The organism is Arthrobacter sp. FW306-04-A (genome assembly GCF_044358315.1).
Lineage (GTDB): Bacteria > Actinomycetota > Actinomycetes > Actinomycetales > Micrococcaceae > Arthrobacter.
Genome location: NZ_CP084559.1, coordinates 104,244 through 122,916, shown reverse-complemented (window position 1 = coordinate 122,916; position 18,673 = coordinate 104,244). Strand labels below are relative to the sequence as shown.

The window sequence follows — 18,673 nt, the reverse complement described above, 5'->3', positions numbered from 1 at the left end:
GTCGTTGTTCTCAGCAAACGCAGTGACTCCATACCGGACATTCACAGCCGGCCCCAAGCCTTCCGATGAATAGTCCAGCCGGTCAGTCAAACTGATACCGGTCGCCGTACGAAACGGGCGGGGAAATGACAATACCCCGGCCCTAGAGCCGGGGTATTGATACTTGGTGTCAGGAATTGGCCTTCTGGTAGGCTTCCTGAATTTCGGCCTGAATGCGGCCACGGCTGTTTACGGTATAACCGTTCTCGCGCGCCCATTGACGGATCTGTGCGGAGTCCTGGTTTCTCCCTGCGGCAACGCGGCTGCGCGTTGCACGACCGGTCGAAGTTTTGCGCGCTTTGGCTACAAACGGCCCGAGAGCGTCCCGCAGCTTGCCAGCGTTGGCACTGGACAGGTCCATTTCGTAACTGACTCCGTCAAGGCCGAAGCGGACAGTTTCATCCGCGGCGCCCTCATCCAGGTCGTCGACGAGGATAATTTTGACTTTCTGTGCCATGAAAAGACTCTCTTTTGGAGGGGCCGGATATACAAAATAGCTGAACTGCTAATAAAACATTATCGTCCAGAACATGGCAGATCGTCAAAGGAACTATTAAATCTTGTGGGACGACTCAGGAAAGAGCTATTTGGCAGACGTTGAGCCGTCGCCCGCCGGGTTGGCAATTCCGAAACCGGCTTCTTCCTGGGCTCGTGCTTCTGCCTGGCGCTCCGATTTGTCCGCGTTGAAGATTGCCTTCATGGCAAACCAAAAGAGAAGCCCGACAACAACGGACGGCGCAAGAACGGCAATGTATTCCATGGTCAGTGCCCTTCGGGCTTGAGGAGCGGGAACAAGATGGTTTCCCGGATGCCTGCTCCGGTGAACAGCATGACCAAGCGGTCGATGCCCAGGCCGATGCCGCCCATGGGCGGAGCACCGTACTCAAGGGCGCGGAGGAAGTCCTCATCCAACTGCATGGCTTCGACGTCGCCGGCGGCGGAGCGGCGTGACTGCTCAGTGAGCCGTTCGCGCTGGATGACGGGGTCGATCAGCTCTGAGAAGGCTGTGCCGCGTTCCATGCCACCGATGATGAGGTCCCAAGCCTCGATCAAGCGGCCGTCCTCCCGATGCGGGCGGGCAAGGGGCTGCGCGGAGGGCGGGTAGTTGTAGACGAAGGTGGGGTTGAGCAGCGTGGGCTCGACGATCTCACCGAACAGTTCGACCACCAGCTTTTCGGCATCCCACTTGGGGTCCACCTTGACTTCGTGCTTGGCGGCAATCGCCAGCAGTTCGGCCACCGTGGTCTCAGGCGTGATCTCTTCGCCAATCGCCTCGGAGAGCCCCGGATAGACAGCCACCCAAGCCCATTCGCCGTCGAGGTCGATCTCTCCGGCGTCCGTCTGGATGGTTCGGGTACCCACAACGTCGGCGACGTTGAGGATGATTTCCTTCATCCGCTCGGCCATGACGAACTGGTCCGCCCACGCCTCGTAGCACTCCAAGGTGGTGAATTCCGGGCTGTGGGTGGAGTCGACACCTTCGTTGCGGAAGACGCGGCCCATGTCGTAAACGCGGTCAATTCCGCCCACTACGGCGCGCTTGAGGAAGAGCTCGGTGGCGATGCGCAGCGTCATCTTCTGGTCGAAGGCATTCATGTGCGTCTCGAACGGGCGGGCCGTAGCACCGCCGTGGACGAGCTGCAGGATGGGCGTCTCCACCTCGACATAGCCGTGACGGTCCAAGGTGTCGCGCACCGAGCGGGTAATCGCAGCGCGGGTGTAGACCATCTCCCGGGCTTCATCGCGGACCATCAGGTCCACGTAACGCTGCCTGACTCGGGTCTCCTCGTTGAGTTCGGCGTGCAGCACCGGCAACGGGCGCAATGCCTTGGAGGCCATGGACCAGGAGTCGGCCATGACGGACAGCTCGCCGCGACGGGATGAAATGACCTCGCCCTTGATGAATACGTGGTCTCCGAGGTCCACCAGCGCCTTCCAGTCCGCGAGGGTCTCCTCGCCGACGTTCGCCAGGCTGAGCATGGCCTGCAGACGTACGCCCTTCCCGTCCACCCCGCCTTCCTGGAGGGTGGCGAAGCAGAGTTTGCCGGTATTGCGCACGAACACGACCCGGCCAGTGATGCCCACGGTGTCGCCGGTGGTCTCGTCAGCCTGGAGATGGGCGTACTTCTCGCGGATCTCGGCGAGGGAATGCGTCCGCTCAACACCCACCGGGTAGGCCTCGGCACCGCGTTCGATCAGCTTGCTGCGCTTTTCCATGCGGATACGCATCTGCTCGCTGGCGTCGGCGGGCTCTGCGGCGTTGTGCTGGGCTGGGGTGTTTGCGGAAGTCACAATCCCCAAGTTTACCGGGGATTCCTTGGAGTTCCCTACCCTCGCTCCCGGCGACCGCCGACATAGACTCGGGCTGTGGAGACATGGACAGTTGAAACAGACGACGACGGCGGTCACCTTGAGGTGCACTCCTTCCGTCCGGGGGCCGCGGCCTCCATTCCGGGCGCGCCGAGCAAGGCTGAGGGATCCGGCGTCGTACTTGTCCACGGCACCTTGGTGACCGATTCCCTCTACTGGCCATTCGCCAGGAACCTCAATGTCCTCCTTGGCCGGCCGGTGCATTCCTACAACCGCCGCGGCCGCGGCCGCTCGGCGCCGCAGCCCCCCGACTACTCCGCCGCGACTGAGACCAGCGACCTTCTCGCCGTGATGAAGGCCAGTGGCTCCACGGATGTTGTTGGGCACAGCTATGGCGGATTCGTGGCACTCCAGGCAGCCCTGCGCGCACCCATTTCACGGCTCGTCACTTACGACGCTGCAGTTTCCCTGTCCGGCAGCCTGAACGGGCGCTGGCGTCCGCAACTGGAAGAAGCCGTCACAGCTGGCCAGCTTGACCACGCTTGGGCGCATTTGGTCCAAGGGCTTGCTACCGCCGGTCCGATTTCCTATCTGCCGCTCGGAGCGCTGCGGGTGCTCAGCATCCTCTCCGCCAAGACCAGACTGGGATCCGAGATGAGGGATCTGTTGCCGACGGCGGTGTCCGAGATGCGTGCGATCATCCAGGCCGACTCACACATCCAAGACTATGCGGAGATGAAAACGCCGACCCTGATGCTGAGTGGCGGCTGGAGCCCGTCCTACTTTGCCGAAACCGGCCGGCTGCTCGCCGCTGCCATCCCAGTGGTGGACTTCGCGATAGTCCCCCTGCAGTTCCATGAGGGTCCCCTCCGGCCGGGGAAGCAGCTCGCGGTGAGAATCACCCGCTACCTGGCCAAGGGCCCGGCGACGCCGGCAACCTAGGATGAAACGGTGAGAGAACGCGAGGTCCCAACGCCCGACGGCGGGAAGCTGGCCTTATACAGTTACGGCACCGTGGACGCGCCCGGAGAGCGCCGCGTCGTGCTCATTGGCGGCGCATTCCTGACCGCACTCATTTACCGTCCCTTTTCAATGGCGCTGGCCAGTGGACTCGGTGAGGGCTGGGCGGTTGACGTCTACGACCGCAGAGGCCGAGGCAGCTCAACGGAGCTACCCGCAAACTACTCCATGGCCACGGAGATCGCGGACGTCCGCAGCATCTTGGACGCAACGGGCGCACGGAACATCCTTGGCCACAGCCTTGGCGGATCCGTGGCACTGAACGCCGTGCAGGAGTTTGCAGGAACAAGCTACGAGCCGAACAAACTTGCCGTCTACGATGCCGCAGTCAACATCGACGGCAGCCTGGACACCGGTTGGCTGGATGGCTTTGCCCGGTCCGTGGATAGCGGAAATGTGGGACGTGCCATGGCCCGGTTGAAGAGGGGCATGCAGTCAGGCACTGCCTTGGCCCGGATCCCGGAGCCCATCCTGGCCGGCCTCATGGCCATCGTCTCCCGGACGAAAGTCAACAAGGTCCTCAAGGAACTCATGCCAACGGGCGTGGCCGAGCTCAAAGCCGCCTACGACGAGGCCGCCCGCCCCCGGGACTTCTCCGTATTACCTCGAAACACGCGGTTCATGGTGGGTGGTAAGAGCCCCGGGTACTACAAGGTGACCGCCGAACGGCTGTACGGAGCGGTTCCCGGAAGCTCGCTGGTGGTATCGCCGAAAGGCTTCCACGGATCGATCCCGGCAGCAGTGAAGGAACTTGTGGCGGACATTTCCAGCTATTTCAAGGACTGACGGAACCCTGCGGCTCCGTTAGGCTCGAAGCATGACGCGCGAGAACATCACAACGGCCGACGGCGGAACCCTCGAGCTCTTCACGACGGGCGGTGACCTGGCGACTGCCGGCTCCGGCGTCGTCGTCGTGCCTGCCTCCATGGTGACCGCCGCAGACTACTCCAAGTTTGCGCAGAAGCTCAGCGCCGCCCTTGGCCGCCCAGTGCACACTTTCAACCGCCGGGGCCGCGGCGAATCGTCTCCGCAGCCTGACGACTACACACTCGACGTGGACATCCGGGATCTTGCCGAGATCATGAAGCACACGGCTAGCACCGATGTCTTCGGGCACAGCTTCGGAGGCGCAGTGGCCCTGCACGCGGCGCGCACGCTGCCCGTGGAACGCCTGGCGGTCTACGACCCCGCAGTTTCGGTCAACCACAGCGTGAAGGCCGGGTGGACGAGCGAATATGAGCGTGCGACGGCGGCTGGAGACTTTGACCGCGGGCTCGCAGTGCTGGTGAAGGGCGTCGAAACCGAGGGTGCCTTTGCCCGGATGCCGCTCTCCATGCTGACCCTCGTCAACAAGCTGACGTCGGGGACCCCCATGGGTAAACAAATGCGCGAACTCATGCAGGCCGGCGTACGCGAGATCAAGGCGGTCATCGCCGCCGACATGCCCGCAGAGCCATTCCTGGAGCTCCCGTTGGAGACGCTCATTGTAGTGGGCGAAAAGAGCCCGGCGTACTTCGGGGTAGCGTGCGGTCAAATCCACGACGTTCTCTCCGGATCGAGCTACACCATCCTCCCCGGCCACGGCCACGACGGAGTGATCCGGGCACCCGACAAACTCATCGCCGAGCTTTCCGACTTCTTCTCGGGCTAGCCTGCTGGTCCTGCTCAAGGTCCGGGGCGGACGCTCGCTCACCTGTGGCCGGTCCTGGGCCGACGCCCGCTCGCCTGTGGGGCCTTCCGGCCGGTCCCTGCCGCGGTTCCGGGATGCCGCGGGGTGGGCGCGGGTTTGCCGGGGTGGGTGTTTAAATGCGGGAGACCCCCCGACCGTGTGGTTGGGGGGTCTCGACCTGAATGGTTGTCCGGCGGTGTCCTACTCTCCCACACCCTCCCGGGTGCAGTACCATCGGCGCTGTGGGTCTTAGCTTCCGGGTTCGGAATGGGACCGGGCGTTTCCCCCACGCTATGACCGCCGTAACCCTGTTGCCCGTCCCCGCACGGGTGCGGGGTGGGAAGACTGGTTACAACATTGTGGTGTTGTTATTCAGTTGTGTCGGTTCCTGGGACAACATGGGTTTGTTGTTCGGGAACCACATAGTGGACGCAAGCAGCTGGTGTTTGTGTGGTGTAAGTTGTCGGCCTATTAGTACCGGTCAGCTTCAACAGTCTTTGGTCCTGTCTTCCACATCCGGCCTATCAACCCAGTGGTCTGGCTGGGGGCCTCTCACACACGAGGTGCATGGAAATCTCATCTTGAAGCGAGCTTCCCGCTTAGATGCTTTCAGCGGTTATCCCATCCGAACGTAGCTAATCAGCGGTGCACTTGGCAGTACAACTGACACACCAGAGGTTCGTCCGTCCCGGTCCTCTCGTACTAAGGACAGCCCTTCTCAAATTTCCTGCGCGCGCAGCGGATAGGGACCGAACTGTCTCACGACGTTCTAAACCCAGCTCGCGTACCGCTTTAATGGGCGAACAGCCCAACCCTTGGGACCTACTCCAGCCCCAGGATGCGACGAGCCGACATCGAGGTGCCAAACCATGCCGTCGATATGGACTCTTGGGCAAGATCAGCCTGTTATCCCCGAGGTACCTTTTATCCGTTGAGCGACGGCCATTCCACAATGTACCGCCGGATCACTAGTCCCGACTTTCGTCCCTGCTTGAGATGTCTCTCTCACAGTCAAGCTCCCTTGTGCACTTACACTCGACACCTGATTGCCAACCAGGCTGAGGGAACCTTTGGGCGCCTCCGTTACTTTTTAGGAGGCAACCGCCCCAGTTAAACTACCCATCAGGCACTGTCCCTGACCCGGATCACGGGCCGAAGTTAGATGTCCAAAGTGACCAGAGTGGTATTTCAACGATGACTCCACCCGAACTGGCGTCCGGGCTTCAACGTCTCCCACCTATCCTACACAAGCCACTCCGAACACCAATACCAAACTATAGTAAAGGTCTCGGGGTCTTTCCGTCCTGCTGCGCGTAACGAGCATCTTTACTCGTACTGCAATTTCGCCGAGTTTATGGTTGAGACAGCGGGGAAGTCGTTACTCCATTCGTGCAGGTCGGAACTTACCCGACAAGGAATTTCGCTACCTTAGGATGGTTATAGTTACCACCGCCGTTTACTGGGGCTTGAATTCTCAGCTTCGCCTTGCGGCTAACCGGTCCTCTTAACCTTCCAGCACCGGGCAGGAGTCAGTCCGTATACATCGTCTTGCGACTTCGCACGGACCTGTGTTTTTAGTAAACAGTCGCTTCCCCCTGGTCTCTGCGGCCCCGATCCCCTCCCACCAGCAAGTGGTGTTCAAGGTTGGGGCCCCCCTTCTCCCGAAGTTACGGGGGCATTTTGCCGAGTTCCTTAACCATAATTCTCTCGATCGCCTTGGTATTCTCTACCTGATCACCTGTGTCGGTTTGGGGTACGGGCGGCTGGGACCTCGCGTCGATGCTTTTCTAGGCAGCATAGGATCACCGGATCCCCCCTCGCGGGGGTCCCGTCAGATCTCAGGAACGTCATCAAAGACACAGCGACGGATTTGCCTATCGCTGACCCTACATCCTTAGACCGGGGCAACCATCGCCCGGCCCGGCTACCTTCCTGCGTCACACCTGTTAATACGCTTACCTCCCGGGATCAGGTCCCGCGCTCGGCCAAAACCCGCACACCACAAGGGTGCTTGGGCAGGCTCCGGGCGGTTAGTATCCCCCGCTTGGCATGGGCGGTCCTTCGCCGGTACGGGAATATCAACCCGTTGTCCATCGACTACGCCTGTCGGCCTCGCCTTAGGTCCCGACTTACCCAGGGCAGATTAGCTTGACCCTGGAACCCTTGATCATTCGGCGGACGGGTTTCTCACCCGTCTTTCGCTACTCATGCCTGCATTCTCACTCGTGTAGGCTCCACCGCTGGTTTACACCGCGACTTCACCGCCCACACGACGCTCCCCTACCACTCCAGACGACTGAACCACGAAGGCTTGTCTACTATCTGAAATCCACAACTTCGGCGGTGTACTTGAGCCCCGCTACATTGTCGGCGCGGAATCACTTGACCAGTGAGCTATTACGCACTCTTTCAAGGATGGCTGCTTCTAAGCCAACCTCCTGGTTGTCTTCGCAACTCCACATCCTTTCCCACTTAGCACACGCTTAGGGGCCTTAGTTGGTGGTCTGGGCTGTTTCCCTCTCGACTATGAAGCTTATCCCCCACAGTCTCACTGCTGCGCTCTCACTTACCGGCATTCGGAGTTTGGCTGACGTCAGTAACCTTGTAGGGCCCATCGGCCATCCAGTAGCTCTACCTCCGGCAAGAAACACGCAACGCTGCACCTAAATGCATTTCGGGGAGAACCAGCTATCACGGAGTTTGATTGGCCTTTCACCCCTACCCACAGCTCATCCCCTCCATTTTCAACTGAAGTGGGTTCGGTCCTCCACGACGTCTTACCGTCGCTTCAACCTGGCCATGGGTAGATCACTCCGCTTCGGGTCTAGATCACGCCACTACACTCGCCCTGTTCAGACTCGCTTTCGCTACGGCTACCCCACACGGGTTAACCTCGCGACGTAACACTAACTCGCAGGCTCATTCTTCAAAAGGCACGCCGTCACAACTACTAAGGCTGCTCCGACGGATTGTAAGCACACGGTTTCAGGTACTGTTTCACTCCCCTCCCGGGGTACTTTTCACCTTTCCCTCACGGTACTGGTCCGCTATCGGTCATTAGGAAGTATTTAGGCTTATCAGGTGGTCCTGACAGATTCGCACGGGGTTTCTCGGGCCCCGTGCTACTTGGGATCCTCTCCAGGCGGCACACAACATTACGGTTACGGGGCTCCCACCCTCTACGGCCGGCCTTTCAAGACCGTTCACCTATGTCCATGCTCTCACCCCACCGGTCCGGCAGAACCAGTACGGAAAGTCCCACAACCCCGCCCATGCAACGCCCGCCGGCTATCACACATGGAACGGTTTAGCCTCATCCGCGTTCGCTCGCCACTACTAACGGAATCACTCTTGTTTTCTCTTCCTGCGGGTACTGAGATGTTTCACTTCCCCGCGTTCCCCCCACGCACCCTATGTGTTCAGATGCGGGTCACCAGGCCACGCAAACGCGCCTGGCGGGGTTTCCCCATTCGGACATCCTGGGATCAACGTCCGGTTATCGACTCCCCCAGGCTTATCGCAGATTCCTACGTCCTTCTTCGGCTCCTAATGCCAAGGCATCCACCGTGTGCCCTTAAAAACTTGACCACACAAAGATCAAAAACATTCCGAGAGAACCACGGAAACCAACCACGCCGAAGCACGGCCGGATCCAGGTCCATCAAAAAGAAATTGCTGTAGACACAAACAAGCACAAAGGCCTGCCCGTGTCAGATGCTCGCGTCCACTATGTAGTTCTCAAACAACAACCCCGTACCACACCCCCCGCACCAGCCACCCCCGCAAAGGGACAACCACCACGCACAGGCAAATGCAGCCAGGAAACCGGAAACACCAAAACCCACACCCCGCACCACCCCCCGACAAAGGAGGGCCCGCGGACCATGGCCCTGTTGCCTCAGGACCCAACAGTGTGCCAAACACGGAAAACCGGGACCCCCGCCCCGCACCGTTCCAGAACACCCCTCCCGCGAAGGGAAGAACATCCGTACTAAGGGCGGAAAAGAAACCACCGGCCGCTATCTGCTGATATTCCACCCATGAGCACCCACCGCAGAACAGACGCCTGCGCAATGGGCTTTGCTTCCACCCACCCCCGGACCATCCATGCGGACAGCACAAGGGGCGATGATGGTGCTCCTTAGAAAGGAGGTGATCCAGCCGCACCTTCCGGTACGGCTACCTTGTTACGACTTAGTCCCAATCGCCGGTCCCACCTTCGACGGCTCCCCCCACAAGGGTTAGGCCACCGGCTTCGGGTGTTACCAACTTTCGTGACTTGACGGGCGGTGTGTACAAGGCCCGGGAACGTATTCACCGCAGCGTTGCTGATCTGCGATTACTAGCGACTCCGACTTCATGGGGTCGAGTTGCAGACCCCAATCCGAACTGAGACCGGCTTTTTGGGATTAGCTCCACCTCACAGTATCGCAACCCTTTGTACCGGCCATTGTAGCATGCGTGAAGCCCAAGACATAAGGGGCATGATGATTTGACGTCGTCCCCACCTTCCTCCGAGTTGACCCCGGCAGTCTCCCATGAGTCCCCACCACGACGTGCTGGCAACATGGAACGAGGGTTGCGCTCGTTGCGGGACTTAACCCAACATCTCACGACACGAGCTGACGACAACCATGCACCACCTGTAAACCGACCGCAAGCGGGGCACCTGTTTCCAGGCGTTACCGGTTCATGTCAAGCCTTGGTAAGGTTCTTCGCGTTGCATCGAATTAATCCGCATGCTCCGCCGCTTGTGCGGGCCCCCGTCAATTCCTTTGAGTTTTAGCCTTGCGGCCGTACTCCCCAGGCGGGGCACTTAATGCGTTAGCTACGGCGCGGAAAACGTGGAATGTCCCCCACACCTAGTGCCCAACGTTTACGGCATGGACTACCAGGGTATCTAATCCTGTTCGCTCCCCATGCTTTCGCTCCTCAGCGTCAGTTAATGCCCAGAGACCTGCCTTCGCCATCGGTGTTCCTCCTGATATCTGCGCATTTCACCGCTACACCAGGAATTCCAGTCTCCCCTACATCACTCTAGTCTGCCCGTACCCACTGCAGAACCGGAGTTGAGCCCCGGTCTTTCACAGCAGACGCGACAAACCGCCTACGAGCTCTTTACGCCCAATAATTCCGGATAACGCTTGCGCCCTACGTATTACCGCGGCTGCTGGCACGTAGTTAGCCGGCGCTTCTTCTGCAGGTACCGTCACCCGAAAGCTTCTTCCCTACTGAAAGAGGTTTACAACCCGAAGGCCGTCATCCCTCACGCGGCGTCGCTGCATCAGGCTTCCGCCCATTGTGCAATATTCCCCACTGCTGCCTCCCGTAGGAGTCTGGGCCGTGTCTCAGTCCCAGTGTGGCCGGTCACCCTCTCAGGCCGGCTACCCGTCGTCGCCTTGGTAGGCCATTACCCCACCAACAAGCTGATAGGCCGCGAGTCCATCCAAAACCGCAAAAGCTTTCCACCACCACCGCATGCGCGGGACGGTCATATCCGGTATTAGACCCAGTTTCCCAGGCTTATCCCAGAGTCAAGGGCAGGTTACTCACGTGTTACTCACCCGTTCGCCACTAATCCCCGGTGCAAGCACCGGATCATCGTTCGACTTGCATGTGTTAAGCACGCCGCCAGCGTTCATCCTGAGCCAGGATCAAACTCTCCGTTGAAGTAAAACAAAAACAGACACAACCACAACCACCGGAAATAACGGCGGAACGGCTGCACAAAATTTGAAACCAGCTGTAAAAAACCAGCCCCGTACCACGAAGGTGACACGGAACCAGCCAAAACAACCAATTTAATAAAAAATCGGTATCAACAAACTTGGCACACTATTGAGTTCTCAAACAACAGACACACCCGACACCACCCACACCCACAAAGGGCCCGGGATCGCTCCGGAGCAACTTCCCAAACTTACCCGAATCATTACCGCTTTGCAAATCAGTGTTTCAACCAATTTCACAGGAACAATTCGAATTTCCCTCGAATCGCGGCGCAAGAAGCGCCAGCCGTTTCAGGCTCGATTCGAATGGGTTGGCCACCCGTGGTTCCCAGCTCTAGGCTGTCTCCCTCGCGGCGACTTAGAAGACATTACACGGCTCCAACACTCTACGCAAATCCGCCCGCCCGGCACTCCTTCGGCTTCTCAAACCAAGGGGAGCGGGAGGTCCGTTCGGCGCGCCCAGAAGACCCGACGGCGGAACGGGAGTTCCGCCGTCGGGCCCTGCGTTCAGCGGAAGGCGGCGACGCCAGTGAGCTTTTTGCCCAGAATGAGTGTGTGGACCTCATCAGTGCCCTCATAGGTGCGAACGGATTCCAGGTTGTTCGCGTGACGCAGTGGTGAGTAATCCAGCGTGATTCCGTTGCCGCCGAGGATCGTCCGGGCCTCGCGGGCGATTTTAATGGCCTCTCGGCAGTTGTTCAGTTTACCGACCGAGATCTGGTCCGCCTGCAACGTGCCGGCATCCTTCCTACGGCCGAGATGCAGGGCAAGCAGGAATCCCTTGTTGATCTCCAGAGCCATGTCAACCAACTTCTGCTGGGTCAGCTGATAGCCGGCAAGCGGCTTGCCAAACTGAAGCCGTTCCTTGGAATAGTCGAGCGCGGCCTCGAACGCGTCGCGAGCAGCGCCCATGGCACCCCAGATGATCCCATAGCGGGCTTCGTTCAGGCATGAGAGGGGGCCCTTTAGCCCGACGACGTTGGGCAGCACCGCGTTCCCGGGCACGCGCACCTCGGACAATTCGATGTCGCATTGGATGGAGGCTCGCATGGACAATTTCGAGTCGATCGGCGTGGCAGTGAATCCGGGAGTGTCCGTTGGCACGATGAAACCGCGGACCCCGCCGTCGGCCTGGGCCCAGATGATAGCGACTTCGGCCACGGACGCCAGGCCGATCCAGCGTTTTGATCCGTTGAGGACCCAATCGCTCCCGGCACGGCGCGCAAAAGTAGCCATGTTGCCCGGATCCGATCCAGCGGTTGGCTCAGTCAGGCCAAAGCAGCCGATCGCTTCTCCCCTGGCCATCGTCGGCAACCATTCAGCCTTCTGTTCGTCCGAACCGTGCTTGAAGATGGCGCTCATGGCCAACGAGCCCTGCACCGAGACGAAAGTGCGCAACCCCGAGTCGCCGGCCTCAAGTTCGGCGGCAGCCAGTCCGTACTCGACGGCGGATCGGCCGGCACAGCCGTAACCCTTCAGATGCATGCCGAGGAGACCCAGTTTGGCCAGTTCAGGAACAATTTCAAGCGGGAAGACAGCCTCTTCGTACCAACCCGCAATGTTCGGCTTGATTTCGCCGTCCACGAAGGAGCGCACGGAATCGCGCAGCGCACGTTCATCCGCGCTGAGTAGGGAATCGAAGTCAATCAGGTCGCTGAGGTCAGACATCTATGAACCTTTCACGGAAGTTGCTGGAAATTCTAGGGCGAATGTGGATCCTTGGTGCTCGCCAAGAGCCGGGGGAACTTGCCGGTAGCTCGGTGCCGCAGCGGACAGCCGGATCGGACTGGCCAACTGCTGGGATTCCCGGCCGGTGGCGGGATCGGTGACAACAATCGACGGCTCCAGACCCAGGCTGTCAGCGAGCTCGAAAGCCTCGCCGACTGTGTTGACCTTGCCTGCAGGCACCCCGACTGCAAGCAATTTGCGTTGCCACTGCGAAGCCGTGTCGGCGAGGAACGCACCTTCAAGCACGGCGCGAAGCCCCGCGCGGGACCCCACCCGGCGTTCGTTAGTGAGGAACTTGGCTTGCTCAGCCAGGCCAGGGAGTCCCAGCGCGGAGGCCAGCGCCGCAAACTGCCGGTCGTTACCGACCGCAACGGCGAGGGTACCGCCTCCCGTGCGAAAGGTCTCGTAGGGGGCAATACTCGGATGGGCGTTACCCAATCTGGCAGGTGAGTTGCCCGTGGCCAACATCGCGGCGCCTTGATTCACCAGAGCTGCCAGGAGCGAGGAAAGGAGGCTAACCTGCACCTGCTGGCCGGCCCCGGTAGCATCGCGCACCCGCAGTGCCATCAGGATGCCCGCAATGGCATTCTGCCCGGCGAGGACGTCAACCAGAGCGACCCCAACCTTGCTGGGTTCCCCTTCCGGGAAGCCAGTTATGCTCATCAGGCCGCCGAGTGCCTGAACCAGGAGGTCGTAGCCGGGCAGATCCGCGCCAGCACCGGTCCCGAAGCCCGAGATCGAGCAGTAAACGATGTCCGGGCGATCCTTGGCGACGGTCTGATAATCCAGCCCAAATTTCGCCATGACTCCAGGGCGGAAATTTTCGATGACGACGTCGCAGCCAGCCACCAGTTCACGGGCATAGCTCAGCCCATCGTCGGACGTGAGATCGGCGATCACGGACTTCTTGTTTCGGTTGACGCTCGCGAAATAGGTGCCCGTGCCGTCGGCCGCGACAGGCGGAATCCACGCGCGGGTATCGTCGCCGGCTGGGCCCTCGATTTTGATGACCTCGGCACCGTAGTCTGCCAGCATCATTGAGCACAACGGTCCGGCCAGAACGCGGGAGAAATCAGCGATCCGTATATCGGCCAATGGCGACGGAACGCCTTGATTGCTCTGAGGTGTGGATGCCACGTTGCATCTCCTCCGATAGTTGTATGTTGCATGCCACTGTAGGGGAAGTGATAGAGGTTGTAAACAGTATTCGAGGTGTCGAGGTCAGCCGCGGAAATTCGTCAGCTGTTCCAGCTTCGCCAAATACGCGTCTGCAGAAAGCCCCGGCGTCTTGGCGCACACGCCTGTGATGAGAAGTCTCGCAGTGCGGGTGACATGTTCACGAACTGCAGCCGAGGCAGCCTGCGGATCCTTCCGTTCCAATGCCTCAAGAATATCGCGCCGGTCATCAGCCAGATCCTGGCTGCTGCGGACCGAGGGGATGGTCACTAGACCATGCGCAAGAACGAGATTACGCAGCTCACCATCCAATGCCGTCAGCCGCGGATTGCCCGCCAACCCCAGCAGAAACAAGTGGAATTCTTTGTCCGCTTGGAGGGTGCCAGGGCCGTCATCGCCGGCTGCCGCATCCAGAATGCGCCCGTGAAGCATGCGGAAATGCTCAAGGTCTTCCTTAGTGACAACCTCGGCGGCCCGAGCTGCGGCGGGAGGCTCGAGAATGATTCGGATCTGGAAGATCTGCACGATCTCGTCAAGTGAAAGTTGCAGTACCCGAACACCGCGGTTCTTCTCGATCCGGACAATGCCTTCTTTTTCGAGCAACTGCAGGGCCTCACGCACCGGCGTCCGGGACACGCCAAGCCTCTCGGCCAGCCCAATCGCGGAGTAGTGCTCCCCTGGCGTCATCTCGCCGGAGGTGATTGCCGCGCGCAGCATTTCCCTGACCTGTGTTGTAAGTGACACCCCGGGAGTTACCTGTTGCATGCTACTCATGCTGACATTGTACGGGTCGGTGTTGGTGGTGACCGGTGCGTATGTGAAGGAGCGTTGGTGGTGACCGGTGCGTATGTGAAGGAGCGTTGGTGGTGACCGGTGCGTATGTGAAGGAGGGTCCGGGGCTTCCGGCGTTGATGTGAAGGAGCGTTGGGGGCTTCCGGCGTTTATGTGAGGGAGGGTCCGGGGTTTCCGGTGCGTATGTGAGGGGGGTCCGGTGGGGTGGGTGTTTAAATGCGGGAGACCCCCCGACCGTGTGGTTGGGGGGTCTCGACCTGAATGGTTGTCCGGCGGTGTCCTACTCTCCCACACCCTCCCGGGTGCAGTACCATCGGCGCTGTGGGTCTTAGCTTCCGGGTTCGGAATGGGACCGGGCGTTTCCCCCACGCTATGACCGCCGTAACCCTGTTGCCCGTCCCCGCACGGGTGCGGGGTGGGAAGACTGGTTACAACATTGTGGTGTTGTTATTCAGTTGTGTCGGTTCCTGGGACAACATGGGTTTGTTGTTCGGGAACCACATAGTGGACGCAAGCAGCTGGTGTTTGTGTGGTGTAAGTTGTCGGCCTATTAGTACCGGTCAGCTTCAACAGTCTTTGGTCCTGTCTTCCACATCCGGCCTATCAACCCAGTGGTCTGGCTGGGGGCCTCTCACACACGAGGTGCATGGAAATCTCATCTTGAAGCGAGCTTCCCGCTTAGATGCTTTCAGCGGTTATCCCATCCGAACGTAGCTAATCAGCGGTGCACTTGGCAGTACAACTGACACACCAGAGGTTCGTCCGTCCCGGTCCTCTCGTACTAAGGACAGCCCTTCTCAAATTTCCTGCGCGCGCAGCGGATAGGGACCGAACTGTCTCACGACGTTCTAAACCCAGCTCGCGTACCGCTTTAATGGGCGAACAGCCCAACCCTTGGGACCTACTCCAGCCCCAGGATGCGACGAGCCGACATCGAGGTGCCAAACCATGCCGTCGATATGGACTCTTGGGCAAGATCAGCCTGTTATCCCCGAGGTACCTTTTATCCGTTGAGCGACGGCCATTCCACAATGTACCGCCGGATCACTAGTCCCGACTTTCGTCCCTGCTTGAGATGTCTCTCTCACAGTCAAGCTCCCTTGTGCACTTACACTCGACACCTGATTGCCAACCAGGCTGAGGGAACCTTTGGGCGCCTCCGTTACTTTTTAGGAGGCAACCGCCCCAGTTAAACTACCCATCAGGCACTGTCCCTGACCCGGATCACGGGCCGAAGTTAGATGTCCAAAGTGACCAGAGTGGTATTTCAACGATGACTCCACCCGAACTGGCGTCCGGGCTTCAACGTCTCCCACCTATCCTACACAAGCCACTCCGAACACCAATACCAAACTATAGTAAAGGTCTCGGGGTCTTTCCGTCCTGCTGCGCGTAACGAGCATCTTTACTCGTACTGCAATTTCGCCGAGTTTATGGTTGAGACAGCGGGGAAGTCGTTACTCCATTCGTGCAGGTCGGAACTTACCCGACAAGGAATTTCGCTACCTTAGGATGGTTATAGTTACCACCGCCGTTTACTGGGGCTTGAATTCTCAGCTTCGCCTTGCGGCTAACCGGTCCTCTTAACCTTCCAGCACCGGGCAGGAGTCAGTCCGTATACATCGTCTTGCGACTTCGCACGGACCTGTGTTTTTAGTAAACAGTCGCTTCCCCCTGGTCTCTGCGGCCCCGATCCCCTCCCACCAGCAAGTGGTGTTCAAGGTTGGGGCCCCCCTTCTCCCGAAGTTACGGGGGCATTTTGCCGAGTTCCTTAACCATAATTCTCTCGATCGCCTTGGTATTCTCTACCTGATCACCTGTGTCGGTTTGGGGTACGGGCGGCTGGGACCTCGCGTCGATGCTTTTCTAGGCAGCATAGGATCACCGGATCCCCCCTCGCGGGGGTCCCGTCAGATCTCAGGAACGTCATCAAAGACACAGCGACGGATTTGCCTATCGCTGACCCTACATCCTTAGACCGGGGCAACCATCGCCCGGCCCGGCTACCTTCCTGCGTCACACCTGTTAATACGCTTACCTCCCGGGATCAGGTCCCGCGCTCGGCCAAAACCCGCACACCACAAGGGTGCTTGGGCAGGCTCCGGGCGGTTAGTATCCCCCGCTTGGCATGGGCGGTCCTTCGCCGGTACGGGAATATCAACCCGTTGTCCATCGACTACGCCTGTCGGCCTCGCCTTAGGTCCCGACTTACCCAGGGCAGATTAGCTTGACCCTGGAACCCTTGATCATTCGGCGGACGGGTTTCTCACCCGTCTTTCGCTACTCATGCCTGCATTCTCACTCGTGTAGGCTCCACCGCTGGTTTACACCGCGACTTCACCGCCCACACGACGCTCCCCTACCACTCCAGACGACTGAACCACGAAGGCTTGTCTACTATCTGAAATCCACAACTTCGGCGGTGTACTTGAGCCCCGCTACATTGTCGGCGCGGAATCACTTGACCAGTGAGCTATTACGCACTCTTTCAAGGATGGCTGCTTCTAAGCCAACCTCCTGGTTGTCTTCGCAACTCCACATCCTTTCCCACTTAGCACACGCTTAGGGGCCTTAGTTGGTGGTCTGGGCTGTTTCCCTCTCGACTATGAAGCTTATCCCCCACAGTCTCACTGCTGCGCTCTCACTTACCGGCATTCGGAGTTTGGCTGACGTCAGTAACCTTGTAGGGCCCATCGGCCATCCAGTAGCTCTACCTCCGGCAAGAAACACGCAACGCTGCACCTAAATGCATTTCGGGGAGAACCAGCTATCACGGAGTTTGATTGGCCTTTCACCCCTACCCACAGCTCATCCCCTCCATTTTCAACTGAAGTGGGTTCGGTCCTCCACGACGTCTTACCGTCGCTTCAACCTGGCCATGGGTAGATCACTCCGCTTCGGGTCTAGATCACGCCACTACACTCGCCCTGTTCAGACTCGCTTTCGCTACGGCTACCCCACACGGGTTAACCTCGCGACGTAACACTAACTCGCAGGCTCATTCTTCAAAAGGCACGCCGTCACAACTACTAAGGCTGCTCCGACGGATTGTAAGCACACGGTTTCAGGTACTGTTTCACTCCCCTCCCGGGGTACTTTTCACCTTTCCCTCACGGTACTGGTCCGCTATCGGTCATTAGGAAGTATTTAGGCTTATCAGGTGGTCCTGACAGATTCGCACGGGGTTTCTCGGGCCCCGTGCTACTTGGGATCCTCTCCAGGCGGCACACAACATTACGGTTACGGGGCTCCCACCCTCTACGGCCGGCCTTTCAAGACCGTTCACCTATGTCCATGCTCTCACCCCACCGGTCCGGCAGAACCAGTACGGAAAGTCCCACAACCCCGCCCATGCAACGCCCGCCGGCTATCACACATGGAACGGTTTAGCCTCATCCGCGTTCGCTCGCCACTACTAACGGAATCACTCTTGTTTTCTCTTCCTGCGGGTACTGAGATGTTTCACTTCCCCGCGTTCCCCCCACGCACCCTATGTGTTCAGATGCGGGTCACCAGGCCACGCAAACGCGCCTGGCGGGGTTTCCCCATTCGGACATCCTGGGATCAACGTCCGGTTATCGACTCCCCCAGGCTTATCGCAGATTCCTACGTCCTTCTTCGGCTCCTAATGCCAAGGCATCCACCGTGTGCCCTTAAAAACTTGACCACACAAAGATCAAAAACATTCCGAGAGAACCACGGAAACCAACCACGCCGAAGCACGGCCGGATCCAGGTCCATCAAAAAGAAATTGCTGTAGACACAAACAAGCACAAAGGCCTGCCCGTGTCAGATGCTCGCGTCCACTATGTAGTTCTCAAACAACAACCCCGTACCACACCCCCCGCACCAGCCACCCCCGCAAAGGGACAACCACCACGCACAGGCAAATGCAGCCAGGAAACCGGAAACACCAAAACCCACACCCCGCACCACCCCCCGACAAAGGAGGGCCCGCGGACCATGGCCCTGTTGCCTCAGGACCCAACAGTGTGCCAAACACGGAAAACCGGGACCCCCGCCCCGCACCGTTCCAGAACACCCCTCCCGCGAAGGGAAGAACATCCGTACTAAGGGCGGAAAAGAAACCACCGGCCGCTATCTGCTGATATTCCACCCATGAGCACCCACCGCAGAACAGACGCCTGCGCAATGGGCTTTGCTTCCACCCACCCCCGGACCATCCATGCGGACAGCACAAGGGGCGATG

General features: G+C 59.4%; 9 protein-coding genes and 5 rRNA genes. 3 read left to right on the top strand and 11 right to left on the bottom strand.

Translation table 11 applies throughout. The features are described from left to right. Positions 1-169: 169 nt before the first annotated feature. The 3 genes from LFT43_RS00595 to lysS form a co-directional block, all read right to left on the bottom strand. Complete coding sequence (locus tag LFT43_RS00595; RefSeq protein WP_395800265.1) at positions 170-496, bottom strand: Lsr2 family protein; 327 nt, start codon at positions 494-496, stop codon at positions 170-172. A gap of 126 nt (positions 497-622) precedes the next feature. After that, the gene (locus tag LFT43_RS00590; protein ID WP_395800263.1) at positions 623-799 is read right to left on the bottom strand and encodes a hypothetical protein; all 177 of its coding nucleotides are present in this window, start codon (positions 797-799) and stop codon (positions 623-625) included. A gap of 2 nt (positions 800-801) precedes the next feature. Further along, positions 802-2,331, bottom strand: a complete 1,530-nt coding sequence (gene lysS, locus LFT43_RS00585; RefSeq protein ID WP_395800261.1) for a lysine--tRNA ligase — start codon at positions 2,329-2,331, stop codon at positions 802-804. 75 nt (positions 2,332-2,406) lie between these two features. Between lysS and LFT43_RS00580 the strand changes: the two genes are divergently transcribed. The 3 genes from LFT43_RS00580 to LFT43_RS00570 are packed head-to-tail and all read left to right on the top strand — an operon-like array spanning position 2,407 to position 5,020. Next, positions 2,407-3,291 carry an alpha/beta fold hydrolase gene (locus LFT43_RS00580; RefSeq protein WP_395800259.1) on the top strand — a complete coding sequence of 295 codons (885 nt, stop codon included), beginning with the start codon at positions 2,407-2,409 and terminating at the stop codon, positions 3,289-3,291. A 9-nt stretch (positions 3,292-3,300) separates the two neighbouring features. Next, on the top strand, positions 3,301-4,155 hold the full coding sequence (locus tag LFT43_RS00575; protein WP_395800257.1) for an alpha/beta fold hydrolase: 855 nt from the start codon (positions 3,301-3,303) through the stop codon (positions 4,153-4,155). Between the two features lie 31 nt (positions 4,156-4,186). Then, complete coding sequence (locus tag LFT43_RS00570; protein WP_395800255.1) at positions 4,187-5,020, top strand: alpha/beta fold hydrolase; 834 nt, start codon at positions 4,187-4,189, stop codon at positions 5,018-5,020. 206 nt (positions 5,021-5,226) lie between these two features. Here LFT43_RS00570 and rrf (LFT43_RS00565) read toward each other — a convergent pair. From rrf (LFT43_RS00565) to LFT43_RS00530, 8 genes are all read right to left on the bottom strand, one after another. Next, positions 5,227-5,343, bottom strand: a 5S ribosomal RNA gene (gene rrf, locus LFT43_RS00565). A gap of 145 nt (positions 5,344-5,488) precedes the next feature. Beyond that, positions 5,489-8,626, bottom strand: a 23S ribosomal RNA gene (locus LFT43_RS00560). Between the two features lie 557 nt (positions 8,627-9,183). Beyond that, positions 9,184-10,708, bottom strand: a 16S ribosomal RNA gene (locus tag LFT43_RS00555). The 16S, 23S and 5S rRNA genes sit together here, the layout of an rRNA operon. 566 nt (positions 10,709-11,274) lie before the next feature. Further along, positions 11,275-12,435, bottom strand: a complete 1,161-nt coding sequence (locus LFT43_RS00550) for an acyl-CoA dehydrogenase family protein (protein WP_395800253.1) — start codon at positions 12,433-12,435, stop codon at positions 11,275-11,277. Beyond that, positions 12,436-13,632: a CaiB/BaiF CoA transferase family protein gene (locus LFT43_RS00545; protein WP_395800251.1), complete on the bottom strand. Its 1,197-nt coding sequence runs from the start codon at positions 13,630-13,632 to the stop codon at positions 12,436-12,438. A gap of 84 nt (positions 13,633-13,716) precedes the next feature. Further along, a complete protein-coding gene (locus LFT43_RS00540; protein WP_395800249.1) occupies positions 13,717-14,445 on the bottom strand; it encodes a GntR family transcriptional regulator in 729 nt (242 codons plus the stop codon). A 285-nt stretch (positions 14,446-14,730) separates the two neighbouring features. Next, a 5S ribosomal RNA gene (rrf, locus tag LFT43_RS00535) occupies positions 14,731-14,847 on the bottom strand. A 145-nt stretch (positions 14,848-14,992) separates the two neighbouring features. After that, a 23S ribosomal RNA gene (locus tag LFT43_RS00530) occupies positions 14,993-18,130 on the bottom strand. Positions 18,131-18,673: the final 543 nt, after the last annotated feature.